General features: G+C 36.2%; 18 protein-coding genes. 2 read left to right on the top strand and 16 right to left on the bottom strand.

The window, feature by feature from the left end:
- Nucleotides 1-3: 3 nt before the first annotated feature.
- The 6 genes from AOR04_RS21865 to AOR04_RS10260 form a co-directional block, all read right to left on the bottom strand.
- Complete coding sequence (locus tag AOR04_RS21865) at nt 4-177, bottom strand: pilus assembly PilX N-terminal domain-containing protein (RefSeq protein ID WP_232525466.1); 174 nt, start codon at nt 175-177, stop codon at nt 4-6.
- Nucleotides 178-690 (bottom strand): PilW family protein, encoded by a 513-nt coding sequence (locus AOR04_RS10240; protein WP_096793275.1) that lies wholly within the window; start codon nt 688-690, stop codon nt 178-180.
- Entirely contained in the window at nt 687-1,097 is a 411-nt protein-coding gene (locus AOR04_RS10245) for a type IV pilus modification PilV family protein (protein WP_007375193.1), read from the bottom strand. The genes AOR04_RS10240 and AOR04_RS10245 overlap by 4 nt, the downstream gene beginning before the upstream one ends.
- Nucleotides 1,091-1,537 (bottom strand): GspH/FimT family pseudopilin, encoded by a 447-nt coding sequence (locus AOR04_RS10250; RefSeq protein WP_096793276.1) that lies wholly within the window; start codon nt 1,535-1,537, stop codon nt 1,091-1,093. Before AOR04_RS10250 ends, AOR04_RS10245 begins: the two co-directional genes overlap by 7 nt.
- Nucleotides 1,528-1,872, bottom strand: coding sequence for a type IV pilin protein (locus tag AOR04_RS10255; protein WP_442960155.1), 345 nt, complete (start codon nt 1,870-1,872; stop codon nt 1,528-1,530). Before AOR04_RS10255 ends, AOR04_RS10250 begins: the two co-directional genes overlap by 10 nt.
- A gap of 468 nt (nt 1,873-2,340) precedes the next feature.
- Nucleotides 2,341-3,519 (bottom strand): IS4 family transposase, encoded by a 1,179-nt coding sequence (locus tag AOR04_RS10260; RefSeq protein WP_050484169.1) that lies wholly within the window; start codon nt 3,517-3,519, stop codon nt 2,341-2,343.
- Between the two features lie 489 nt (nt 3,520-4,008).
- Between AOR04_RS10260 and AOR04_RS10265 the strand changes: the two genes are divergently transcribed.
- Nucleotides 4,009-4,881, top strand: coding sequence for a gluconeogenesis factor YvcK family protein (locus AOR04_RS10265; RefSeq protein ID WP_033037793.1), 873 nt, complete (start codon nt 4,009-4,011; stop codon nt 4,879-4,881).
- Here AOR04_RS10265 and AOR04_RS10270 read toward each other — a convergent pair.
- Nucleotides 4,860-5,210 carry an Hpt domain-containing protein gene (locus tag AOR04_RS10270; RefSeq protein ID WP_007375197.1) on the bottom strand — a complete coding sequence of 117 codons (351 nt, stop codon included), beginning with the start codon at nt 5,208-5,210 and terminating at the stop codon, nt 4,860-4,862. The genes AOR04_RS10265 and AOR04_RS10270 overlap by 22 nt on opposite strands.
- Before the next feature lie 101 nt (nt 5,211-5,311).
- On the opposite strand from AOR04_RS10270, the gene AOR04_RS10275 reads away from it, so the two are divergent.
- Nucleotides 5,312-6,241, top strand: a complete 930-nt coding sequence (locus tag AOR04_RS10275) for a glycosyltransferase (RefSeq protein ID WP_232525535.1) — start codon at nt 5,312-5,314, stop codon at nt 6,239-6,241.
- 1 nt (nt 6,242) lies between these two features.
- Here AOR04_RS10275 and AOR04_RS10280 read toward each other — a convergent pair whose 3' ends face one another.
- The 9 genes from AOR04_RS10280 to AOR04_RS10320 form a co-directional block, all read right to left on the bottom strand.
- On the bottom strand, nt 6,243-7,643 hold the full coding sequence (locus tag AOR04_RS10280; protein ID WP_096793277.1) for a sigma-54-dependent transcriptional regulator: 1,401 nt from the start codon (nt 7,641-7,643) through the stop codon (nt 6,243-6,245).
- A gap of 79 nt (nt 7,644-7,722) precedes the next feature.
- Nucleotides 7,723-9,183: a SpoIIE family protein phosphatase gene (locus AOR04_RS10285; RefSeq protein WP_008135518.1), complete on the bottom strand. Its 1,461-nt coding sequence runs from the start codon at nt 9,181-9,183 to the stop codon at nt 7,723-7,725.
- A 7-nt stretch (nt 9,184-9,190) separates the two neighbouring features.
- Entirely contained in the window at nt 9,191-9,895 is a 705-nt protein-coding gene (locus AOR04_RS10290) for a ParA family protein (RefSeq protein ID WP_007375201.1), read from the bottom strand.
- Nucleotides 9,892-11,973, bottom strand: a complete 2,082-nt coding sequence (locus AOR04_RS10295) for an SLBB domain-containing protein (RefSeq protein ID WP_096793278.1) — start codon at nt 11,971-11,973, stop codon at nt 9,892-9,894. Before AOR04_RS10295 ends, AOR04_RS10290 begins: the two co-directional genes overlap by 4 nt.
- Nucleotides 11,974-11,976: 3 nt before the next feature.
- Entirely contained in the window at nt 11,977-12,831 is an 855-nt protein-coding gene (locus AOR04_RS10300; RefSeq protein ID WP_096793279.1) for an OmpA family protein, read from the bottom strand.
- Between the two features lie 16 nt (nt 12,832-12,847).
- Nucleotides 12,848-13,156 carry an STAS domain-containing protein gene (locus AOR04_RS10305; protein WP_007375204.1) on the bottom strand — a complete coding sequence of 103 codons (309 nt, stop codon included), beginning with the start codon at nt 13,154-13,156 and terminating at the stop codon, nt 12,848-12,850.
- Nucleotides 13,157-13,322: 166 nt separating this feature from the next.
- A complete protein-coding gene (locus AOR04_RS10310) occupies nt 13,323-15,128 on the bottom strand; it encodes a sugar transferase (RefSeq protein WP_096793280.1) in 1,806 nt (601 codons plus the stop codon).
- 10 nt (nt 15,129-15,138) lie between these two features.
- Nucleotides 15,139-16,215: a glycosyltransferase gene (locus AOR04_RS10315; protein ID WP_096793281.1), complete on the bottom strand. Its 1,077-nt coding sequence runs from the start codon at nt 16,213-16,215 to the stop codon at nt 15,139-15,141.
- A gap of 1 nt (nt 16,216) precedes the next feature.
- Nucleotides 16,217-17,710, bottom strand: a complete 1,494-nt coding sequence (locus AOR04_RS10320) for a GumC family protein (RefSeq protein ID WP_096793282.1) — start codon at nt 17,708-17,710, stop codon at nt 16,217-16,219.
- Nucleotides 17,711-17,799 lie beyond the last annotated feature (89 nt).

The raw sequence follows: 17,799 nt of genomic DNA on the forward strand, positions 1-17,799 counted from the left end.
TCTCTATGCTTGAAAATACCCCTTTTCAGACATTAATCTTGCGTTTAGTTTTTTTTGAAAGTTACCACTCAAACGCTCTTGAATAACACTGTCCCTAATCGTGCTCAGTACAACAATTGAAGCCATTGATGTTAAAATAAGTACAGTAACAAGCGTAAAGCCGGATGTGTTTTTCATTTATTGAAACGCCTTATTCATTACTATCTGTGAAAGAGATATATCAATAACTAAACGCTTATTAAATTGGCTTGGTAGATTTATAAGCTCAACAAAAATGCTCACCATATTATTATCAATTGCATAGCTAATTGTATTAACGCCTTTTAATATTTTGACCTTGCCGTTGCCAATATCGCAAAATAATGAGTCATTTTCGTGGCTATATTCTTCGGTAAATGCAGCATTAATTATAGAGCCTGTGCAAGCAAGTACACCCGCTTCTTGAGTAACTTTTAAAATTTTATTGCTATAAGTAGGAATTGAGTTGGTTTGCTTTAAACTTCGTGTAAATATCTTGCTGCTAAATCGGATCACATCTAGCGAATTTTCTAAGTCTTTCACCGTCGTGGTACTATTGTTAATTGAAGAATAAGCCAAACTCACACCGCCTAATAAAAACATACCAGCAGCAAGCGCGACCATAAGTTCGATTAAAGTAAAACCCCTGTGCTTATTAATTAACTGTTTCATGGAGTACATCCGGCGGGTAATGTTGGGAAACTGCCCGTAATTACAACGCGATTTTCTAAATTATCAGTCAAGCGCTTATCTTGCCATGTTACTTCAACCGACAGCTCATTTGAAAAATTAGCAGGTAAAGTGAGTGTATATGCATCAATTTGCGGAGATAAATAGCTTCTAAAACCAGCGTCATTGTATAAATCTGGATTGGTTTGTTGCAACTCACATAAGTGAGGCCAAATGCGCTCTAAAACATTATTAGCTTCAATGATGGACACCGTATAATTAAAACTATTTGTAATATATTGCAATGATTTTAATTGCCCTGATGCTAATCCTAATAAAGCAATGGTCGCAACAATTAATGCAATCATAACCTCTAAAAGAGAAAATCCTTTGCTGTAGTTTGTTAGCATATTTCAGGGTCCTCAGCTAACCAACTTTGTCCACTTTGTAAAATACATAGAACAAAATCGGCAGTTGTACTATCGCTATCGCTCACTAAAATTTGATACGTTTTATCTAATTCACCTGAGCTTGTAACCTCAATATCTTTTAAATCTACAGAAATACTACTGTGTGTAATTTCAAAAACATTTAAAGTAGTTTGCGTCGAATTAATTGCCGTTTTTGCCAGCCATTGATTATTCTCAACTTTAAGGAAAGTAGTTTGGTCTCTCTTGATTGCCTCACTGCGTGCAAATTTAAAAACACTGTGCAGTTGATTCGAGTTTGTAACTAGTCTATCTCGCTTTATAAATGTAATAAACGAAGGAGTCGCAACTGCTGCTAAAATGCCGATTATAGTTATTAAAATTTCGAGTAAAGTAAAACCAATGTTTTTTTTTACCAACATTGGGATTTACTCGCTGATTTAGTGCCGCTTTGGTTTACTGATAACTTGCCACACTCATCACCACTTTGCGCGCCTTTAGGTGTAACTTCTATTATAAATTCAGAACCATTTGAAGCGCCTTTACTTGCATCACTTGTATATTTAAATGAGTAATAATCTGAAGCCGAAAAAGTAAAGGTAGCAGGATAGCCACCAACACGAGTGTACTGCCTTTCTAAAACAGCCGTTTGCTGTAATAAAACCTGTTGAACATCGGCTCTGCGACTTTGTTGTATATAGCTCGTATAACTTGGAAGTGCAACTGCGTATAAAATCCCAATTATTACAATTACTATCATTAATTCAGTAAGGGTAAACCCACTATTTTTTTAGCCGCTGCGTTTTCAATTATTTCATTCCATTAATTTACAGTCAGGATACCGTTCTTAAAAATAAAGATGTGCGTATATTTATTAATACTTAGTAACTTTTATTTGGTCAATTATATAATAAGTTTAATTTTTTAGAAGCTTCAAGATAACTTTAGTCATGCCGTTATTTAATGAAACAACAAAATCATCCAATTAGTGTGAAGCCCAAAAGAGCTTACCACATATAAACCTCCCGTTGAGCTTGTTATATATTAACAAGCTTTTAAAAATTGTTATCATTTAACAATATACGTCACTTATTGATATTTGCAGCAACATGTTGAATCTTTAGGCAAGGCAGAGCCTATGAAGTACGGTTATTCCCCATAAATAGGCGATAACGTAGCATAAATACCAAACATGCGCTGCCCTTCGGGCTGAGGGCTCCCCACTTTATCCAGCGGCCTCTTTTTGATAATTAGAAATAAAGTTTTTTAAACTTTTTTCTATATAGCTTTGTGTAATACGTCTCTTACATAGCTTTATGACTTGCTTGGCTAAGGTTAAAAATGAAAGAACTCGGCGATTCTTAACACTATTTGCTTGAAATTTTATATGCCACTTTCTTTTTTCTGCTTCACACCCTATAAACCATAACGCAGTGCTCGCTATTGTGGCTATCAAGCATAATATTCCTATTCTATTTATGCCGGTGCTTTTACTAAAACGCCACGAAAAACCATATCTCAAACTTTTGTCATCGCGGAAATTTTGCTCTATTTGCATTCTTTTACTATATAAACCAACTACTCGCTTACTCGTCATTGTATTGTCTGATGTCGCGAGTAACCATGGCTCTTTCGCTAAGTTTTGATACATTTTTGTATCTTTCGTAAATCTGCTTTTTCCTTTTCTTCCTTTATTTTTTCCATGATATACGTGTAAAAATGCATCGCATGCTGTCGGGCTGGACTGAGTTAGTCGTGCTTGACCTAACGCCTTTGGTATATCGCTGGCACCAGCCCTAAGTTGTTTTAATGTATGCCATTGTGATTGCATGGCTAGTTTACACTTCATTGAGCCTCTTAATCGACCTATCATATGCCAACCAAGTTCGCGTACTTTACTATACCAAGGCGTAAGAAAGCCGCCGTCTGTTACAATATAGACACTAGGATGTCGTCCAAGCACTTCATAAAGTTCATCTAAAAACAGGCTGTTGGTTGCTGGGCTATCAAAATTCTTCTGCTCAACAATCATGTTATAAATCACGATAGAGCGCCCATCCACAAGTAAGCTTGCTCGCAGTAAGTGATAGTCGTGACCACAGGCACCGCTCCAGTCAACGGCAATTGCAAGCATTGGTAAAGAGTCGATAATAGGATGAGCTAATGCTTTATAGATAGCGACCCTTTCATTGTAGAGGTGAGTATTTTTTAAGAAGCGATCAACGCGTTTTATTTTATGTTTTACATCCACAGCGCCAGACAAATTTCTGCCGATTTCAGTTAAGGTAAGTTTATTGCCCGAAATTAATGCATTACTGCAGCTTAGTAATGTTTTTACTCTGGCATTATTGAATGGCGCTAATGCATGTTTAAAGTACTTATGGCAAACTGATGTGTCAGGCATAGCAGTTGTGACTTATGTGGGTTGTGGTGATTTACATAAGATCATAAATTGCTGTGCCTGTCACGTTTTGGGGATTCGTCAGCCCGAAGGGTTCTGCCTAGGTGCAATTTACTCTGTGTTACCTAAATGGATTTAGGTAAGGGGCGTGAGCAGGACACGGAAGCTTTGCTCGGTTTTTACTTATTCTTACATGGATGTAAGTCATTAGGGTAACGCAGAAGCAGTTACCGAGCCCACTAGGTTACAAACCTCACGCCGCGATTAAATCGCCCCTAGATTGAACACCTTCCTATACCTATATTTGAATGACTCTGCATTGTAGTTTTTCTCATCAAAATGCATTGCACTTTGCAAAAAAGAGCAATAACAACCGGACCCTTTTCTTTTAGAACTCATTAAATAATTATAAATCAATAGATTATAAATTTATGTGTCTTGGAATAATTCCTGCTATATCAAGTTAGGAAAATAAAACACAAAGGCATAACAATGAAAATAGTGTGTATAGGCGGCGGTCATGGATTAGCGCAGGTTTTAAGCGCAATTAAACCAATGTGTAATAATTTAACAGCAATTGTCGCAACAACTGATAACGGGGGAAGTACGGGAAAAATAAGGGAATCTCAAGAATGCATTGCTCTGGGTGATATTAGGCGCTGTTGTCTGCAACTTGCAGAAAATAGAAAGGCACTTAACTCAATTTATGAACACCGGTTTTCAGAAGGTGTGTTAGACGGCCATTGTTTAGGCAACTTAACGTTGTTGGGCTTAACTGAGCTCACCAAATCTCCCACCAAAGCTGTTGCTTACTTTAATGCAATACTTGGTAATTCAGAAACTGTTTTGCCTATGACAGAGATCCCTACAGATCTAATCGCCACCCTTAAAAATAATAAAGAGGTCTTTGGTGAGTGTGCTATTGATGCGTTAGACACATTACCAACAAAAGTGCATTTGTCTAAAAATGTGCCCGCAGCGCCAGGGTGCGTAAGTGCTATTTTGGAAGCCGATTTAATCATAATTGGTCCAGGCAGTATTATTACAAGTGTTATGCCTGCCTTTTTAGTAGAAGAGATCTCTTTAGCTATTCAAGAAACATCTGCCTGTCGTATTTTCATTGAGAACACAACACTAGAAAATAGCGTCATGAAACACACGTCAACTACTGGGATCGACTGGCTACAAGAGCACCTAGGTTTTAAAATATACGATTTAAGTATTTCACCTTCTGCAATTGAAGAGATTTTTAATGACAATAAAAATGCACTACAGTCCAGAGAACATTTGCATGATATTGACGAACTAAAAAACATATTCTCGGAGTTACTTAAAGTACCAATTCAGCTTTGTGAGCAATCTTGATTGCTTGCAATAATAAATGCCATTTCGTTGAATGTTTGCTTGCTTTGCACTTCGACTATTTCTAGAAGATTATGTAAATCCTTTTTTGAGTGCTCGGTTTTTATAAGTTCCTCAATATATTTACATGTATCACCTAGCGCTATCGCACCAAAGCTATAACAACTACTTTTGAGACTATGTGCGTTAATTTCTATCTCATCACGCTCATTTGAATTAAGTATTATCGCCATTGTTTTTTTTGATTCGTCGACAAAAAATTTTAGTAGTTCAACAGCTGTGTCGTCGCCAATATCATTCTTGAGCTGTTCTATTACCGCTAAATCTATCATATCTACCTTTTGGAGTTTATTATGAATTACCAAGTTATTTTGTTTGTTGACTCTTCCATGTTGGGGGGATTGAAACCCACATCGTTGAATTATCAAAACTACTGAGTAAAAATAATGTTCGTAGCTCAATTTTATTTTATAAAAATCATGGCAATCAAAAATTTTATGATTTATTGATTAAAGAAAACATAAGGTATGACTTTTTACAAGGGAAAATTAAAAACCTCGCTAATAAACTACTCAGTTATGATAACAACACTGTCGTTCATACGCATGGCTATAAGGCAGGTATATTAGGCCGATTAGTATGTAACATTATCAACAAACGCTGTATTAGCACATACCATGCTGGCGAAGTTGGGAATGGAAAAGTTAAATATTATAATAAACTAGATCAATGGCTTTCATCGTTATCTATAAATTTTGCGGTCTCAAACAAAATAAAAAATACAATTAGCAATGTAAAATTACTTGAAAATTTTATCTCTTTACCAGCGCCTTCAAAACCGGTTATTCATACATCAACTATCAAGATTGGGTTTGTTGGCAGGCTTTCTTATGAAAAAGGACCAGATATATTTTTTCAATTAGCTGAAAACATGAAACAGTCTAACAATGTTGAATTTCACATTTTTGGTGACGGCCCTCTAAAAAATAAAATACCTGTTATAAACAACCTACATTATCATGGCTTAACTGAACGCAATAATATATGGAATCAAATAGATGTCTTACTTATTTGTTCTAGAGAAGAAGGCTTGCCTATGACATTATTAGAAGCAATGTCTCAGCATAAACTGGTTATAAGCAGTGCTGTTGGCGCTATACCAAGTATCATTAAAAATAACAAAACTGGTTTTTTAATGAGTGTTGGTGATGCTAAAGATTGTCAAAAAAGCATAGAGCAATTAATTGATTTCCCTCCCCAAGCAAAAGTTAACTTATTAAATGACGCATATAACATGCTAGAGGAGCGTTTCTCTGGTAAAAAACAATTTTTATTGCTTCACCAAGCGTATACAGGAAAATAAACTATTCATTTTCTTCCCAGCTTTTAATCTTTCGATAAAGTGTCGATGGGCTAACATCAAGTAGTGAAGCGGCTTTAGGTATATTTGATGAACATATTTTTATTACACGTTCAATATATTCTTTTTCAGCTAACCATAATGCTTTAACATCATTTTGTGTATTTGGTAAATCGTCAATTAATATATTCGCAGGTTTAGTTTGAATACTCATTGGCGCTGGTTCAATCGCTTTTTTTGAATTTTCAGGTAAAGCGGGAAGCATATCAATATCTATAAATGCCTCAGGATGGAGTACCAATACATTACGAATCACATTTTCTAACTGCCTTACATTACCAGGCCAACTATATTGCATAAGTAATTGCTTAACCCCCCCTGCCATGCCTTTATATGGATGACCTTCGTCTTTCGCTATTTTAACAAATAAAGCTTCAGCAATTTCTATAATATCTTGGCCGCGCTCTCTTAGTGGCGGTAATTCAATAGGTATAACATGTAATCTATAATATAAATCTTCTCTAAACCGGCCACTTTCCACTTCAACTAATGGATCTCTATTTGTTGCACACACAAATCTAACATCTACTTTTACAACTTTCTCACTGCCAACTTGTTGATAGCTACCTGTTTGTATAAAGCGAAGTAATTTACTTTGTAGGTTAATGTCCATTTCACAAAGTTCATCTAAAAACAATGTTCCACCATCGGCTTGACCTGCAGCGCCAACGCGATTCGCAATTGCCCCCGTAAAAGCACCTTTTAAATGACCAAAAATTTCACTCTCAATTAAATCTTTAGGGATAGCCGCGCAGTTTAGTGCAACAAAAGGTTTATCAGCGCGATTTGAAGCTTGATGAACTGCACGAGCACATAGCTCTTTTCCCGTACCACTTTCACCTGTAATAAATGCAGTGGCTTTACTGGCCGAAGCAGAACTTATAATTTGATAAACAGATTGCATCTGTTTTGAACTACCAATCAAATCAAAGTATTTTCCGTTTTCGTATTTGTTTTTGTATTGGCTAACCGTTTGTTTTAAGTTTTTAATTTTTAACGCATTATTAACTGTAATCCGAAAACGGTCGGCTTCTATTGGTTTTTCTAGGAAGTCACATGCACCTAGCTTTATTGACTGAATTGCTATTTCTTTTGTAGCATGCCCTGTTAATACAACAACTTGTGGGCAGTTTTCTGGATCAAATGTAGCAAGGATATCTAATCCATTCATATCCGGTAGCATTACGTCGAGCACGATTAGATCAGGCTGAACCTTATTAATAATCGCTATTGCAGTTGCACCATCACTTGCCACGAGTGTATTTACTCCTGTCGGTAATAAATATGATTGGTACATCATTGCAAGAGATTGAGTATCTTCGACAATTAACACTGTTGGTGGCATAGTTAATTCCTTGTTAGCAAGCCAAAAAGAAGCTGTGAATCTGTAATGATTTAACTATAAAAGGTTAATTAAAGCAAATTCAATTAATTACAATAAGCGAAGCATCATCAATTTCTTTTGAAAGCGTAACCTGTGAGTTTTCCCATAACGTGTTAGCAAACTCGGCATGAGCGTGTTTATCTAACGGTATAATTTTAGTTAATTCACATATTTCATCTTTATCGGTAAAGCGGTTTTCAGTCCAGCCATCCGTATATAGTAAAATATGTTCAACGTTATCAAGCGCTGCTTCATAAAGTGTATAACTATGATCTTGAGCGAGACCAAGCAGCGGACCGGTGCCTTTTAATTGACAAATTTCGCCTGTTTTTCGCAAAACGACAGGTGGAGGATGACCTGCATTTAACCAATATATTTTATTATTTTTTAAAAAAAATATGACAAGCGTAACTAAACTAGATTTACATAGCTGTTGTTTATAGATCGCGTTATTTAAAGCCACTAACATTTTTTGATAAGGAAGACCGGTTGCCAAAAAGCCACTTATAAAACCCTTAATAGCAAAGCTTTCTTTTAATGCTTGTAATCCGTGTCCCATCATATCACCTAGAATAAAAGCACTACATTCATCATTAATGGGCATAAAAAAATCGCCGCCGTTACCCAAACTAATTGAACCAAAAATATGAGCGGTTTTCTCATCTTGTAAATGAATTTTAGAAGGCGCTGACTCAAAAGTAGTTTGATAAGACAAGTAAGCAAAACGATGAGTTACACGTTCGATGCTTTGTAGTAACTTATTTTTTTTAATCGGTTTAATTAAATAATCGTCAACACCTAAGCGATTTATTTTATGTATCACTTCATCACTGTCATCGCCAGTTAACATAACAACTGATAGTTGCGACTTTAAATTAGACTTATTAAGTTTTTCTAATAAGGGCTCACATGTCCCATTTTTTAATTTATGATCCAGTAATAAAATACTTGCGTCAGCGGTTAAAATTGCCTGCCATCCTGATTCTATACTTTCACAGGCAATCACTTGAAATTTATCATTTAGATAAGCGCTCATGAGGGCAAGCTGAGTGACATCATCATCAACGTAGATAATCGTTGGACGCCTATCTATTTGCTCTAAAGGGAATGAAAAAAAGTTTTTGCCATTTTTCGTTATATAATCTGCGTCCTTAAAATAATAACGAATTAACTCAACTCCCATTCCTCCTTCAACGAGTTTTCCAGAGTCTATTTTCCACGATGAATTGTTGTTTTTAAAAAGGTTATATGGGGCTAGCTCATCGATGAATGTTAATATGTAGCTGTCGCTACTAGGCTGGCTAATACGTAATAAAATTTGATGCTCAGAACCTTGGTTGTGTCTAATTAGATTTGTTAAATACTCTGTAGTAACTAAGCCCGCAGCATCCACCTCATCCTTTTTTACATTGAGCGCTCTTAAAACGTGCTTTAGAATGAGGCGAATCTCAGTCAATGTTGGCCATAGTAGTTCAAAGCGTCTTTCAAATAATATATCCATTGCACCCTCAATGATGTTCAAACAACCATCTTTGTTTATTAATTCTTGCTTTAAGAGTAGTACATAACTTTGGCCATTTTGTCGTATGCTTTTCTAAAAGTTTAACTATACGCTCACCTAATGGCGCAAAATTATGTTGGCTTATCAATATTTTGATATTGCTATGCCCTGCTTGCTTTAATTCTCTCACACCTTTGCAAAGCGACTCTTCATCGTTAACCCCCAGCCCCACGGTAACGAAGGTTAATTCACTACATAAACTTAAGGAATGCAGTGGCACATTATTCCTGTTCAATTTTAACACCGGTGACATGTCAATTAATATATAATCGTATTCTTGCTTTAGCCGATCAACTGCGTCATTTAGTACATGTTTGTTCTTCGCCGGTTCAATCCTAGCTAGGTTTTTAATGGTTAATAAACTGATACCTTCATAATTAGTCACGCCTAATTGACAAGAAATATCATCAAAGCACCATGGTTTAGAAATTGTTGGTAACTTATCATCTGAGCAAAATGTATTGATTGGGTTTAAATCAATTATTAGCACTGATTTAAGTTGGCTTTGTAATCGCTTAGCAACACTAACACATGCACTAGATGACCCTTCTGAACCTGATAAAGAGATAAAAGTGATACAACGAGCTGAATTATCAATCATCATGTTACATATAACTTCCAGCTCATAATACTGTTTTGGTATTAATTTCATAAGCCCACCACTAATGCAAGAATAGTAATAACATCTAAAAAGTTATCTTTAAATTGACTAAGTAAATCCTGCCCTTTCTCTGGTATGTAAAGCGTATCACCCGCTCTTAATACTGGAATATTTACTGAATTTGGTGATTTAATAAACGCCTCTAAATCAAATACACGAGACTGTTCTTTACAACATGAATGATTAACGACAACTATTTTATCTATCAATGCTGAGTTAGAAGGGCCGCCTGCTTCAGCTAATACATCTAAAATGGACATTGTATCGTCAAAATTGTATCGACCCGGTTTTTGCACAGCCCCCATTATACGTACTACCCGTTCTTTAGGTGTACGGAGCCAATCTTTGTCTTTTTCAGGTACAAAAATGGTGTCTCCTGGTAATACATTAGGAAACAAAGTTTCATCGCCTGTTTCAAAGTACATGGCGAGATCTAATTTACTTACTTTAGCTCGATTACCATTACGGTGAGTGATTCTAATATTACGAATATCTGCCGTCGATGTTGGGCCGTCTGCTGCAGCTAAAATATCAATAAAGTGCATGTTTTCGTTAAACGAGTAACGACCTGGCGAACCTATTTGCCCCATAATATAAATAGACTTACTCGACTCTTGGCGGATCCATTGGGATTTATTATCCGACGGATCAACTGGTAGCTCTTCAAATATAACTGTATCACCCGCAACTAAATTTGGCAGCGGTGTGTCACCATTAGTAATAGTATACTTTTCAAGATCAAAGCGTTGTGTAACATCACCATTACGCAGTATTTTTATATCATTGATATTAGCGCTTTTTGTAGGCCCCCCTGCATGAGCTATTAAGTCTGTAAAATCCATTTCATTACTCCATTCGTATCGACCTGGAGAATGTATGGCACCAATTATTTTGATAGCTCGTTTAGTCGGAATTTTAAGCCAGCTTTTTTCGTTAACATCTGTTTTTTCAGGTACAAAAATTACATCGCCAGGGTTTAAATCTGGTACTTTGGTCGTTACACTGCCTTCGCTATAACGCTGTAAATCAAATAAAATACTGTCTCCTTCTGGTGTTAATATTTTGATATGGCGAGTTTCAGCAAATCGTGTTGGTCCGCCTGCATTGGCTAAAATATCTAAAAAGTTTGTGCTATCGGCCGCTTCGTACGCGCCTGGTTTTTGCACTTCTCCCATAATATAAACCGTACGTGACGTTGTGTTTACGTCATCAACCATAATAGGCACATACACAGTAGAACCAGGTTTTAGCAGTTGCATAGTGCTATTTGAGGGTTTATCTAGGTACCCTTTCAAATCAAAAATAACAGGTGTTTTATCAACAATGACTCTTATTTTAGTTACATCAGCATAACGAGTGACCCCTTCTGCGCGCATCAGTGCATCTAAAATACTCATATTTTCTTTAAAGGAAAAACTCCCTGGATTATGTACTTCACCTAGAATAGTTATCGCGCTGCTATCACTGGCATCCCCTGTTGCACTGAGTGTTTGCGCATCAAAGTCTATTTGCACATTACCAAGCAAAGGCGATACTGGCACAAACACAGTATCTTTGCTTTTTAGAGAAGGTAACAGGCTAATATTTCCTGTATCTAAATATGATTTATAATCAAATTCAATTACCTCATTACCACGCCTTATCTGTATTCTATCTAGCTGAGCACCGGGTTTTAAACCGTTTGCTTTAGAGATAACCATTTGAATATTGCCATCATCAGGAATACTCACTTGCGATGGTGTCACTACATAACCAAGTACATTAATAAGAATATCTCTGCTGTGGATCGCTACATAAAAATCATCCATTGCAACAAATAGTTCAGCAAGTACGGGGGTTAACTCACTTTCAATTTGCATAGTCGTTTTGTCAGCCACATTAAATTGGCCTATTTCTGGGAGGTTAATTTGTCCTCTTTTATCCACTTCAAACGTTGTATCAAATTCTGCTTCACCTGGAATATATAGAAAAAGCTTATTTCCCACTTGCACTATGGCATTACTTTCATCAGAAGCTGAGTAAACACTGAATGATAAAATAAACACCGCAATCGCGAATATATATTTCATAATTTACTCCTCTTTGCTTTTAATAATTTTTGTCCAATTAACAAGTGCTTTAGCGTTATCACCTTGCATATTATTATTGCTTGCATTGAGGACTATCGCTTCAACTCGCCTATCAGAATGGCGGACACTTTCCGTTGGGGATTGCTTGCTATAGGGCTTTAAGCTTCCTTGTGTAAGTGTGGTAATACTTTGAGTTTTAACACCATAAACGACGAGCCAATGTTTTACTGTTTCAGCTCTTTTTAATGCAAGCTCATAATTATTATTCCCTTCACCAACTGAATCAGTATGACCCACTAACAAAATTGAAATACTATCTAGTTGCTTAGCTAAATCAGCAGCTTGAGCAAGCCTTGCTGCATATTTAGGGGTTATTTCAAACGCATTAAATGCAAATTGATTATCACTATTTAGTAAATCCGCTACTTGTTTTTTAACACTAGATACAGTCGTTTCTGAAGTGGTATTAACTGCACAATGAGTGAGCTTTTGAACCGTATCAAAATGGTTTGTTAGTTGATTGAGCCCATGGTAGTGAATCAATAAGTCATGCTCTGCATCTTCCCACATTTGCGCAGCTATAAGCCTTCGAATACGATTTTCGTAAATTTGAGCTTTTAAAAGCTGTGCAGGCATACATGCTTTTATATCTTGTGACTTTAAAAGTTCTAATTTAAAAACAAGGTGTTCAAATTCACTTCTCACCACATCTTCGGGTTGTGTAAAGTTATTATCTGTTTGCTCATCATTTAATGGATAGTTTTGATATTTTTCGGCCCAACCCCCTTGCCCCTCATCAGGCCAAGAAGCACACCCACTTAAAAGCAAGGTTATGATGAAAAAAATGTGTGCTTTCATATCGCTCTCCTTATCGTTAAAGCGAATCAATAAATGGAATGGTTTTATCCACTCTTAGAAGATTCATTAGCTTAAACGGCTGCCCAGTTACATTGAGTAATGACAATTTATGGCTTCTTTTTTCTATTCTTTTATAAAGAAAGACAATCGCGCCAATACCCGAAGAGTCAATAAACTCAGTCTTTGAAAAATCCAAGATAATAAAGTCTGTACCTGTATCAACTAGCTCTTCAAATTCATCTTTAAATCCATCAACAGTAAAACCTGAAAAGTCATTTGGAAGCGATACTATTTTATGTTCATTTTCACTGGTTAAATTTATCATCGTAGTTACCTATTAAATATTAAATTCAATATAACTATTACAAGAAACGAACCAACTTTAAGTTGTTGATAATTAATGGCTTTTCATTTGTCGGTGGGAGCACTTGAGGATAGTAAAGCATAATGCAATTCCCTTTTAAAAGTAGGATTGCATTATGCAAAAATAATTATTGCCCTTTTCCAGTAAATATAACAACGAGTGTTTTCAAAAAAATAGTCAATTCCATATAAAACCAACTACGTGGAGATGATGTACTTAACATATAAGCATAATCCCAACCTATTTTTTTCCTTGCATCATCAATACTTTCATCATATCCATTCATTACTTGAGCAAGCCCCGATATACCTGGCTTTATACCGTAGGTACGCTGAGAGAAATAAGGAATATCTTTTTCAAGCTTGGAGTAAAATACAGGTCGCTCTGGTCGAGGACCAATGAGTGACATATCGCCTACCAGCACATTCCATAATTGAGGTAATTCATCTAAACGCGTTTTACGAATGAAACGCCCTATAGGTGTAATTCTAGGGTCGTCCTTACTTGCCCATACCGCGCCACTTGCTACTTCAGCATCAACCACCATCGAGCGAAATTTAAGGACATTAAAAAGGGCAACAAAGTTATCATTACTCTCTCCCACTCTAAGTTGATTAAACAGTACCGGTCCACGTGAACTTACTTTAATTGTTGCAGCCACTAAAAGCATGATCGGAGACAGTAAAGTTAGTCCTACCACAGAGCCAACAATATCAATTATGCGTTTTATAACTTTAATGCTGACGTTTGGTTCAGCTTCTCTATCATGAACCCTTTCCCAGTGTTTTTTATAATCACCACGTTCAAATTTAATAATGCCCCATAACGCTAAAAAATAAGCATTAAGAATATAATTAACTTTATCAACGATAGGGATCTTGGCCTTAATGTTGAGGGTATTTTTAATCACAAAGAGACTATGGACGGCTACAATCACGCAACACAACAACTTAACTAACAATAAGTTCGAGAAAAATGCCATTGAAAACAGTAAAATATAAATTAAAGCAAGCAATATTGGCATTACGCCACGCAAAACTTTATGTGAAATAAAGTTAAAACTAACCCACCCTAATCTAGGATTGAATAGCTCAAATAATATTTTAATTTGTTGCCAATTGCCTGCTCCTAATCTCACTCTTCTAGCATAGTCATGGCTTTGCTCATCGCACTCTCTTTCAATAATGTTAATATCGCTATTTACGACCGCTTTGCCGCCATTTTTTAAGGCTTTCATAGACAATATAAAATCATCATTTATTGTATTTTCATCCAATATATCTGTGTATTTTGAACGAATAGCAAACATGGCTCCTGGCACACCAATCACCGCACCAAGTGATGATTCCATACTTTTTACATTATTTTGATATTGCCAATAGTGTTGTTGCTCTGGGGTTGCGTGTTCATCTAGAACATAAACACCTGTAATGACCTTAATATCAGGATCTTTAAAATCAGTATCAATTTTATTTAATACATCAATACTTAATAAGGCACTCACATCGGTAAACAGCAAGACGTCGTAATTTGATTTAGTTAGTGTAATTAACTCGTTAATACCATGTGCTTTGCCTTGGTTTTGTTTATTATAATGCAAGTGGCACACTACGTTTTGCTGAGCAAGATGTGATTGAGCTAACATCGCTTCTTCGTATGTGTTATCTGTACATCCATCTAAATAAACATGAATGGCATAAAGCTCAGTGTTATAGAGCATAGCGCCGAGGTTATGTAATTTTTCTTTAATGTGTTCTTGCTCATTAAAAGCACACACCAAAATACCAAATCGATTATTTTTTCTTGTATTCCCCTCTGGGAATATACGTTTATGAGCCCGTCGACTAACCAACTTTAACAGCGCTAAATAGCCAACGTGATGGTACACAACGGTTACAATCAACACCATGAGAACAATTATTAAATAAGTCATGATTTTCCCCTTACGATGGTAAGCCATTATAAAAATGGTCGTACTCTTCACTCATTTTATTAGCATCAGCGATTGAAAAAATATGCTCCCTTATACATTCTCCCTGTTTCATATTAATCGCTTTAATAACCGCAAGTTTAAGCCCCATTTCATCGCCTGGTTTAACCAATACACCTTGCTTATGGGTTAATACTTCGCTGATCCCCCCAACATCAGTGGCAACAATAGCTTTACCACACGCCATAGATTCCAAAATTGATAGCGGTAACCCCTCTCTTTGTGAGTAAAGACACATTACATTGATTGCAGAGTAAAATAATTGCATGCTTTGTACATTACCTAAAAAATGTACTCGCTCTGAAACACCCAATGAGCTAGCATAATCAACAAGTTTGCTGCGTAAGCTACCACTGCCAGCAAACACTAATTCGATGTTTGCTGGCAATGAAGATAAAACCCTTATAAGCGGAAAATGCCCTTTCCCTAGCTCTAAACGAGCAGAACAACCAATCAAACTCACCTTTTTAGGTAAATTTAATTCATGCCGAGCGTCCAACTCATTGGTACTAAAAAACTGTTTAAAATCGACTCCATTTAGGATTGTTCTATCGGTTCTAATTGCTGTTTCGTTATAAAAATCCTTCGCCACAACTTGTGCATCCGCGACCCAGTGTATTTTTGTTAGCTTATTTAATAATTTAGTTATTAAACGTTGCTTAAAACTTTTTAAATACCACGCGTCATGGATAGTCGAAACGTGCTTTATCTGGCGATTTTTTAAACTTACAATACTTGCATAAAGCATTGGCCCTATATGATGGCTATGGATGACATCTATATTGTGTTTTTTTAAAAGAGCTGACAGTTTTCGAACTGTATTTAGATCAAATTTTTCAGCCTTATTTAGGCAAATTAATCTGTGCTCAAACGCAGCTAGCTGCGGCCAGTCTCTAACTGCTTCACTAAAACTTCCTTCGAGTGAAACAAAAACACTCGTATCAGAAAATTGACTTTTTTGCATTAGTGTCGCGGCCATTTTCTCAAGGCCACCTATTTTGAAATGTTGAACCAAATGTAATACATTCATGTTATTTCCTCTGATCAATAGAGTTCACTGATGAATTGAAAACCAAATCCACAGGAGTATTTCTAACAATGGGTAAAATAGTCACGACCTCAAGAGCTGAGAGCTTCTCTATGGTTTGAATATCCTTAAGGTGGCTATCGAATAAAGTCGCAACAAACACTATTGTGCTACTTGTAAAGATACCTAAAATGATGCCTACAATAATTGATACGGCAAAAGATGTGTTGATAGGTTGTGTCGGGCTATATGCACGCTCGATGTTTTTTACTTTATCTGGGCCTTCATATTTAACTAACTTTCCTGTTACCTTCGCCATTTCGTAACGGCTTAACATATCTTTATATAATGATTGCTTAACATCGTAATCACGTTCTAATTTTCTTAATTGCTTTTCAATATCACTTGTCACTAAAAGTCTTTCGCTTACTGTATTAACTTGCTGTTCGAGCATGCTGTATTCTTGCTGGTGCTGAGTAACTGAGTTTTTTGCTTCTTCTAAATTAAGAATTTGAGAGACAAGTACACTGCTTTCGTTATCCCCGCCACTGGGTAAGGTATTGGCCATCTGCCAAAGCTGATCAAGGTTAGTAAGGTCAAGCTCTTTGCTACTTTCAATTAATGACTGTTGACGATTTCTTATACTTTGCATCTCTCTTTTTTTTGAAATTACCTTACTGTGCTTTTCTGTATAACGTGTTTTTAAAAAGCTAAGTTCAGACTCTACTGCAATAATTTTTTCTTCAATACGTCCTAGGATTGGATTGGCTTGTCCCATTTTTGTTGTCAACGCTTTAAGTTTGGCTTGCGCACCCGATAAAACGATAGATTTTTGCTGTTGGTCACTCAATAACTTATCGAATGTTTGTCGGTTACTGTGTAAAACGGCAGGCAGAGTGTTACTATTTTTAGTTTTGAACATAGCCAGTGATTCTTCCGATACCTCAAGCTCATCCCGAAGACTGACTAGTTGCTGATAAAAAAACTGTTCCGATGTATCAAGTGATGCTCTTGTTGGGGCTAATAAACTTTCAATAAATTTTTCGACCACTTTCTCCAACACCATCTTCATTTTTGTCTGGTCATGCCATATGAAGTTCACACGAACAAGTTCATCGCCAACAAGTGATAAAGAAAGTGCTTGAGAAAGCTCTTGGTGGATTTTTTCTATCTCAGCTGAGGTAGCCGTTTCAGAAATTAAGCCTGTTTCTTTTGCTACAGCTATTAGTACTTTTCGGCTAATTACAAGTGTTCTAAGCGCCGCCATTCGATTTGATAAATCGAAAGAAAAAGATAAATCATCCAGGTATGGATTAAGTAACGAAGACTCTTCTATTAAAATAGTTGCATGGTTTGTGTATTGCTTTTGCGCAGTCACAGCCAAGATAATCACGACTGAAGGAACAATCAAAAGTGGTAAAATGAATAGCTTTGCCCTTGTATAAACACTATACAAGGTTAAATAAAGTAACCTTTTTATTTGCTCTCTTACTAACATAAACCCTACCTATACATTTGCATATTGCTATGCGAAATTTAGCTGCTATTTGCATAATAAAAATTTAAGCTGCAAATAGCGTACTTTAA

The sequence above is a fragment of the Pseudoalteromonas sp. 1_2015MBL_MicDiv genome (assembly GCF_002407505.1).
Classification (GTDB): domain Bacteria; phylum Pseudomonadota; class Gammaproteobacteria; order Enterobacterales; family Alteromonadaceae; genus Pseudoalteromonas; species Pseudoalteromonas fuliginea.

Coding starts and splice junctions, on each gene's coding strand:
- AOR04_RS21865 (WP_232525466.1), bottom strand. CDS start 177: ATGAAAAACACATCCGGCTTTACGCTTGTTACTGTACTTATTTTAACA.
- AOR04_RS10240 (WP_096793275.1), bottom strand. CDS start 690: ATGAAACAGTTAATTAATAAGCACAGGGGTTTTACTTTAATCGAACTT.
- AOR04_RS10245 (WP_007375193.1), bottom strand. CDS start 1,097: ATGCTAACAAACTACAGCAAAGGATTTTCTCTTTTAGAGGTTATGATT.
- AOR04_RS10250 (WP_096793276.1), bottom strand. CDS start 1,537: ATGTTGGTAAAAAAAAACATTGGTTTTACTTTACTCGAAATTTTAATA.
- AOR04_RS10260 (WP_050484169.1), bottom strand. CDS start 3,519: ATGCCTGACACATCAGTTTGCCATAAGTACTTTAAACATGCATTAGCG.
- AOR04_RS10265 (WP_033037793.1), top strand. CDS start 4,009: ATGAAAATAGTGTGTATAGGCGGCGGTCATGGATTAGCGCAGGTTTTA.
- AOR04_RS10270 (WP_007375197.1), bottom strand. CDS start 5,210: ATGATAGATTTAGCGGTAATAGAACAGCTCAAGAATGATATTGGCGAC.
- AOR04_RS10280 (WP_096793277.1), bottom strand. CDS start 7,643: ATGCCACCAACAGTGTTAATTGTCGAAGATACTCAATCTCTTGCAATG.
- AOR04_RS10285 (WP_008135518.1), bottom strand. CDS start 9,183: ATGGATATATTATTTGAAAGACGCTTTGAACTACTATGGCCAACATTG.
- AOR04_RS10290 (WP_007375201.1), bottom strand. CDS start 9,895: ATGAAATTAATACCAAAACAGTATTATGAGCTGGAAGTTATATGTAAC.
- AOR04_RS10295 (WP_096793278.1), bottom strand. CDS start 11,973: ATGAAATATATATTCGCGATTGCGGTGTTTATTTTATCATTCAGTGTT.
- AOR04_RS10300 (WP_096793279.1), bottom strand. CDS start 12,831: ATGAAAGCACACATTTTTTTCATCATAACCTTGCTTTTAAGTGGGTGT.
- AOR04_RS10305 (WP_007375204.1), bottom strand. CDS start 13,156: ATGATAAATTTAACCAGTGAAAATGAACATAAAATAGTATCGCTTCCA.
- AOR04_RS10310 (WP_096793280.1), bottom strand. CDS start 15,128: ATGACTTATTTAATAATTGTTCTCATGGTGTTGATTGTAACCGTTGTG.
- AOR04_RS10315 (WP_096793281.1), bottom strand. CDS start 16,215: ATGAATGTATTACATTTGGTTCAACATTTCAAAATAGGTGGCCTTGAG.
- AOR04_RS10320 (WP_096793282.1), bottom strand. CDS start 17,710: ATGTTAGTAAGAGAGCAAATAAAAAGGTTACTTTATTTAACCTTGTAT.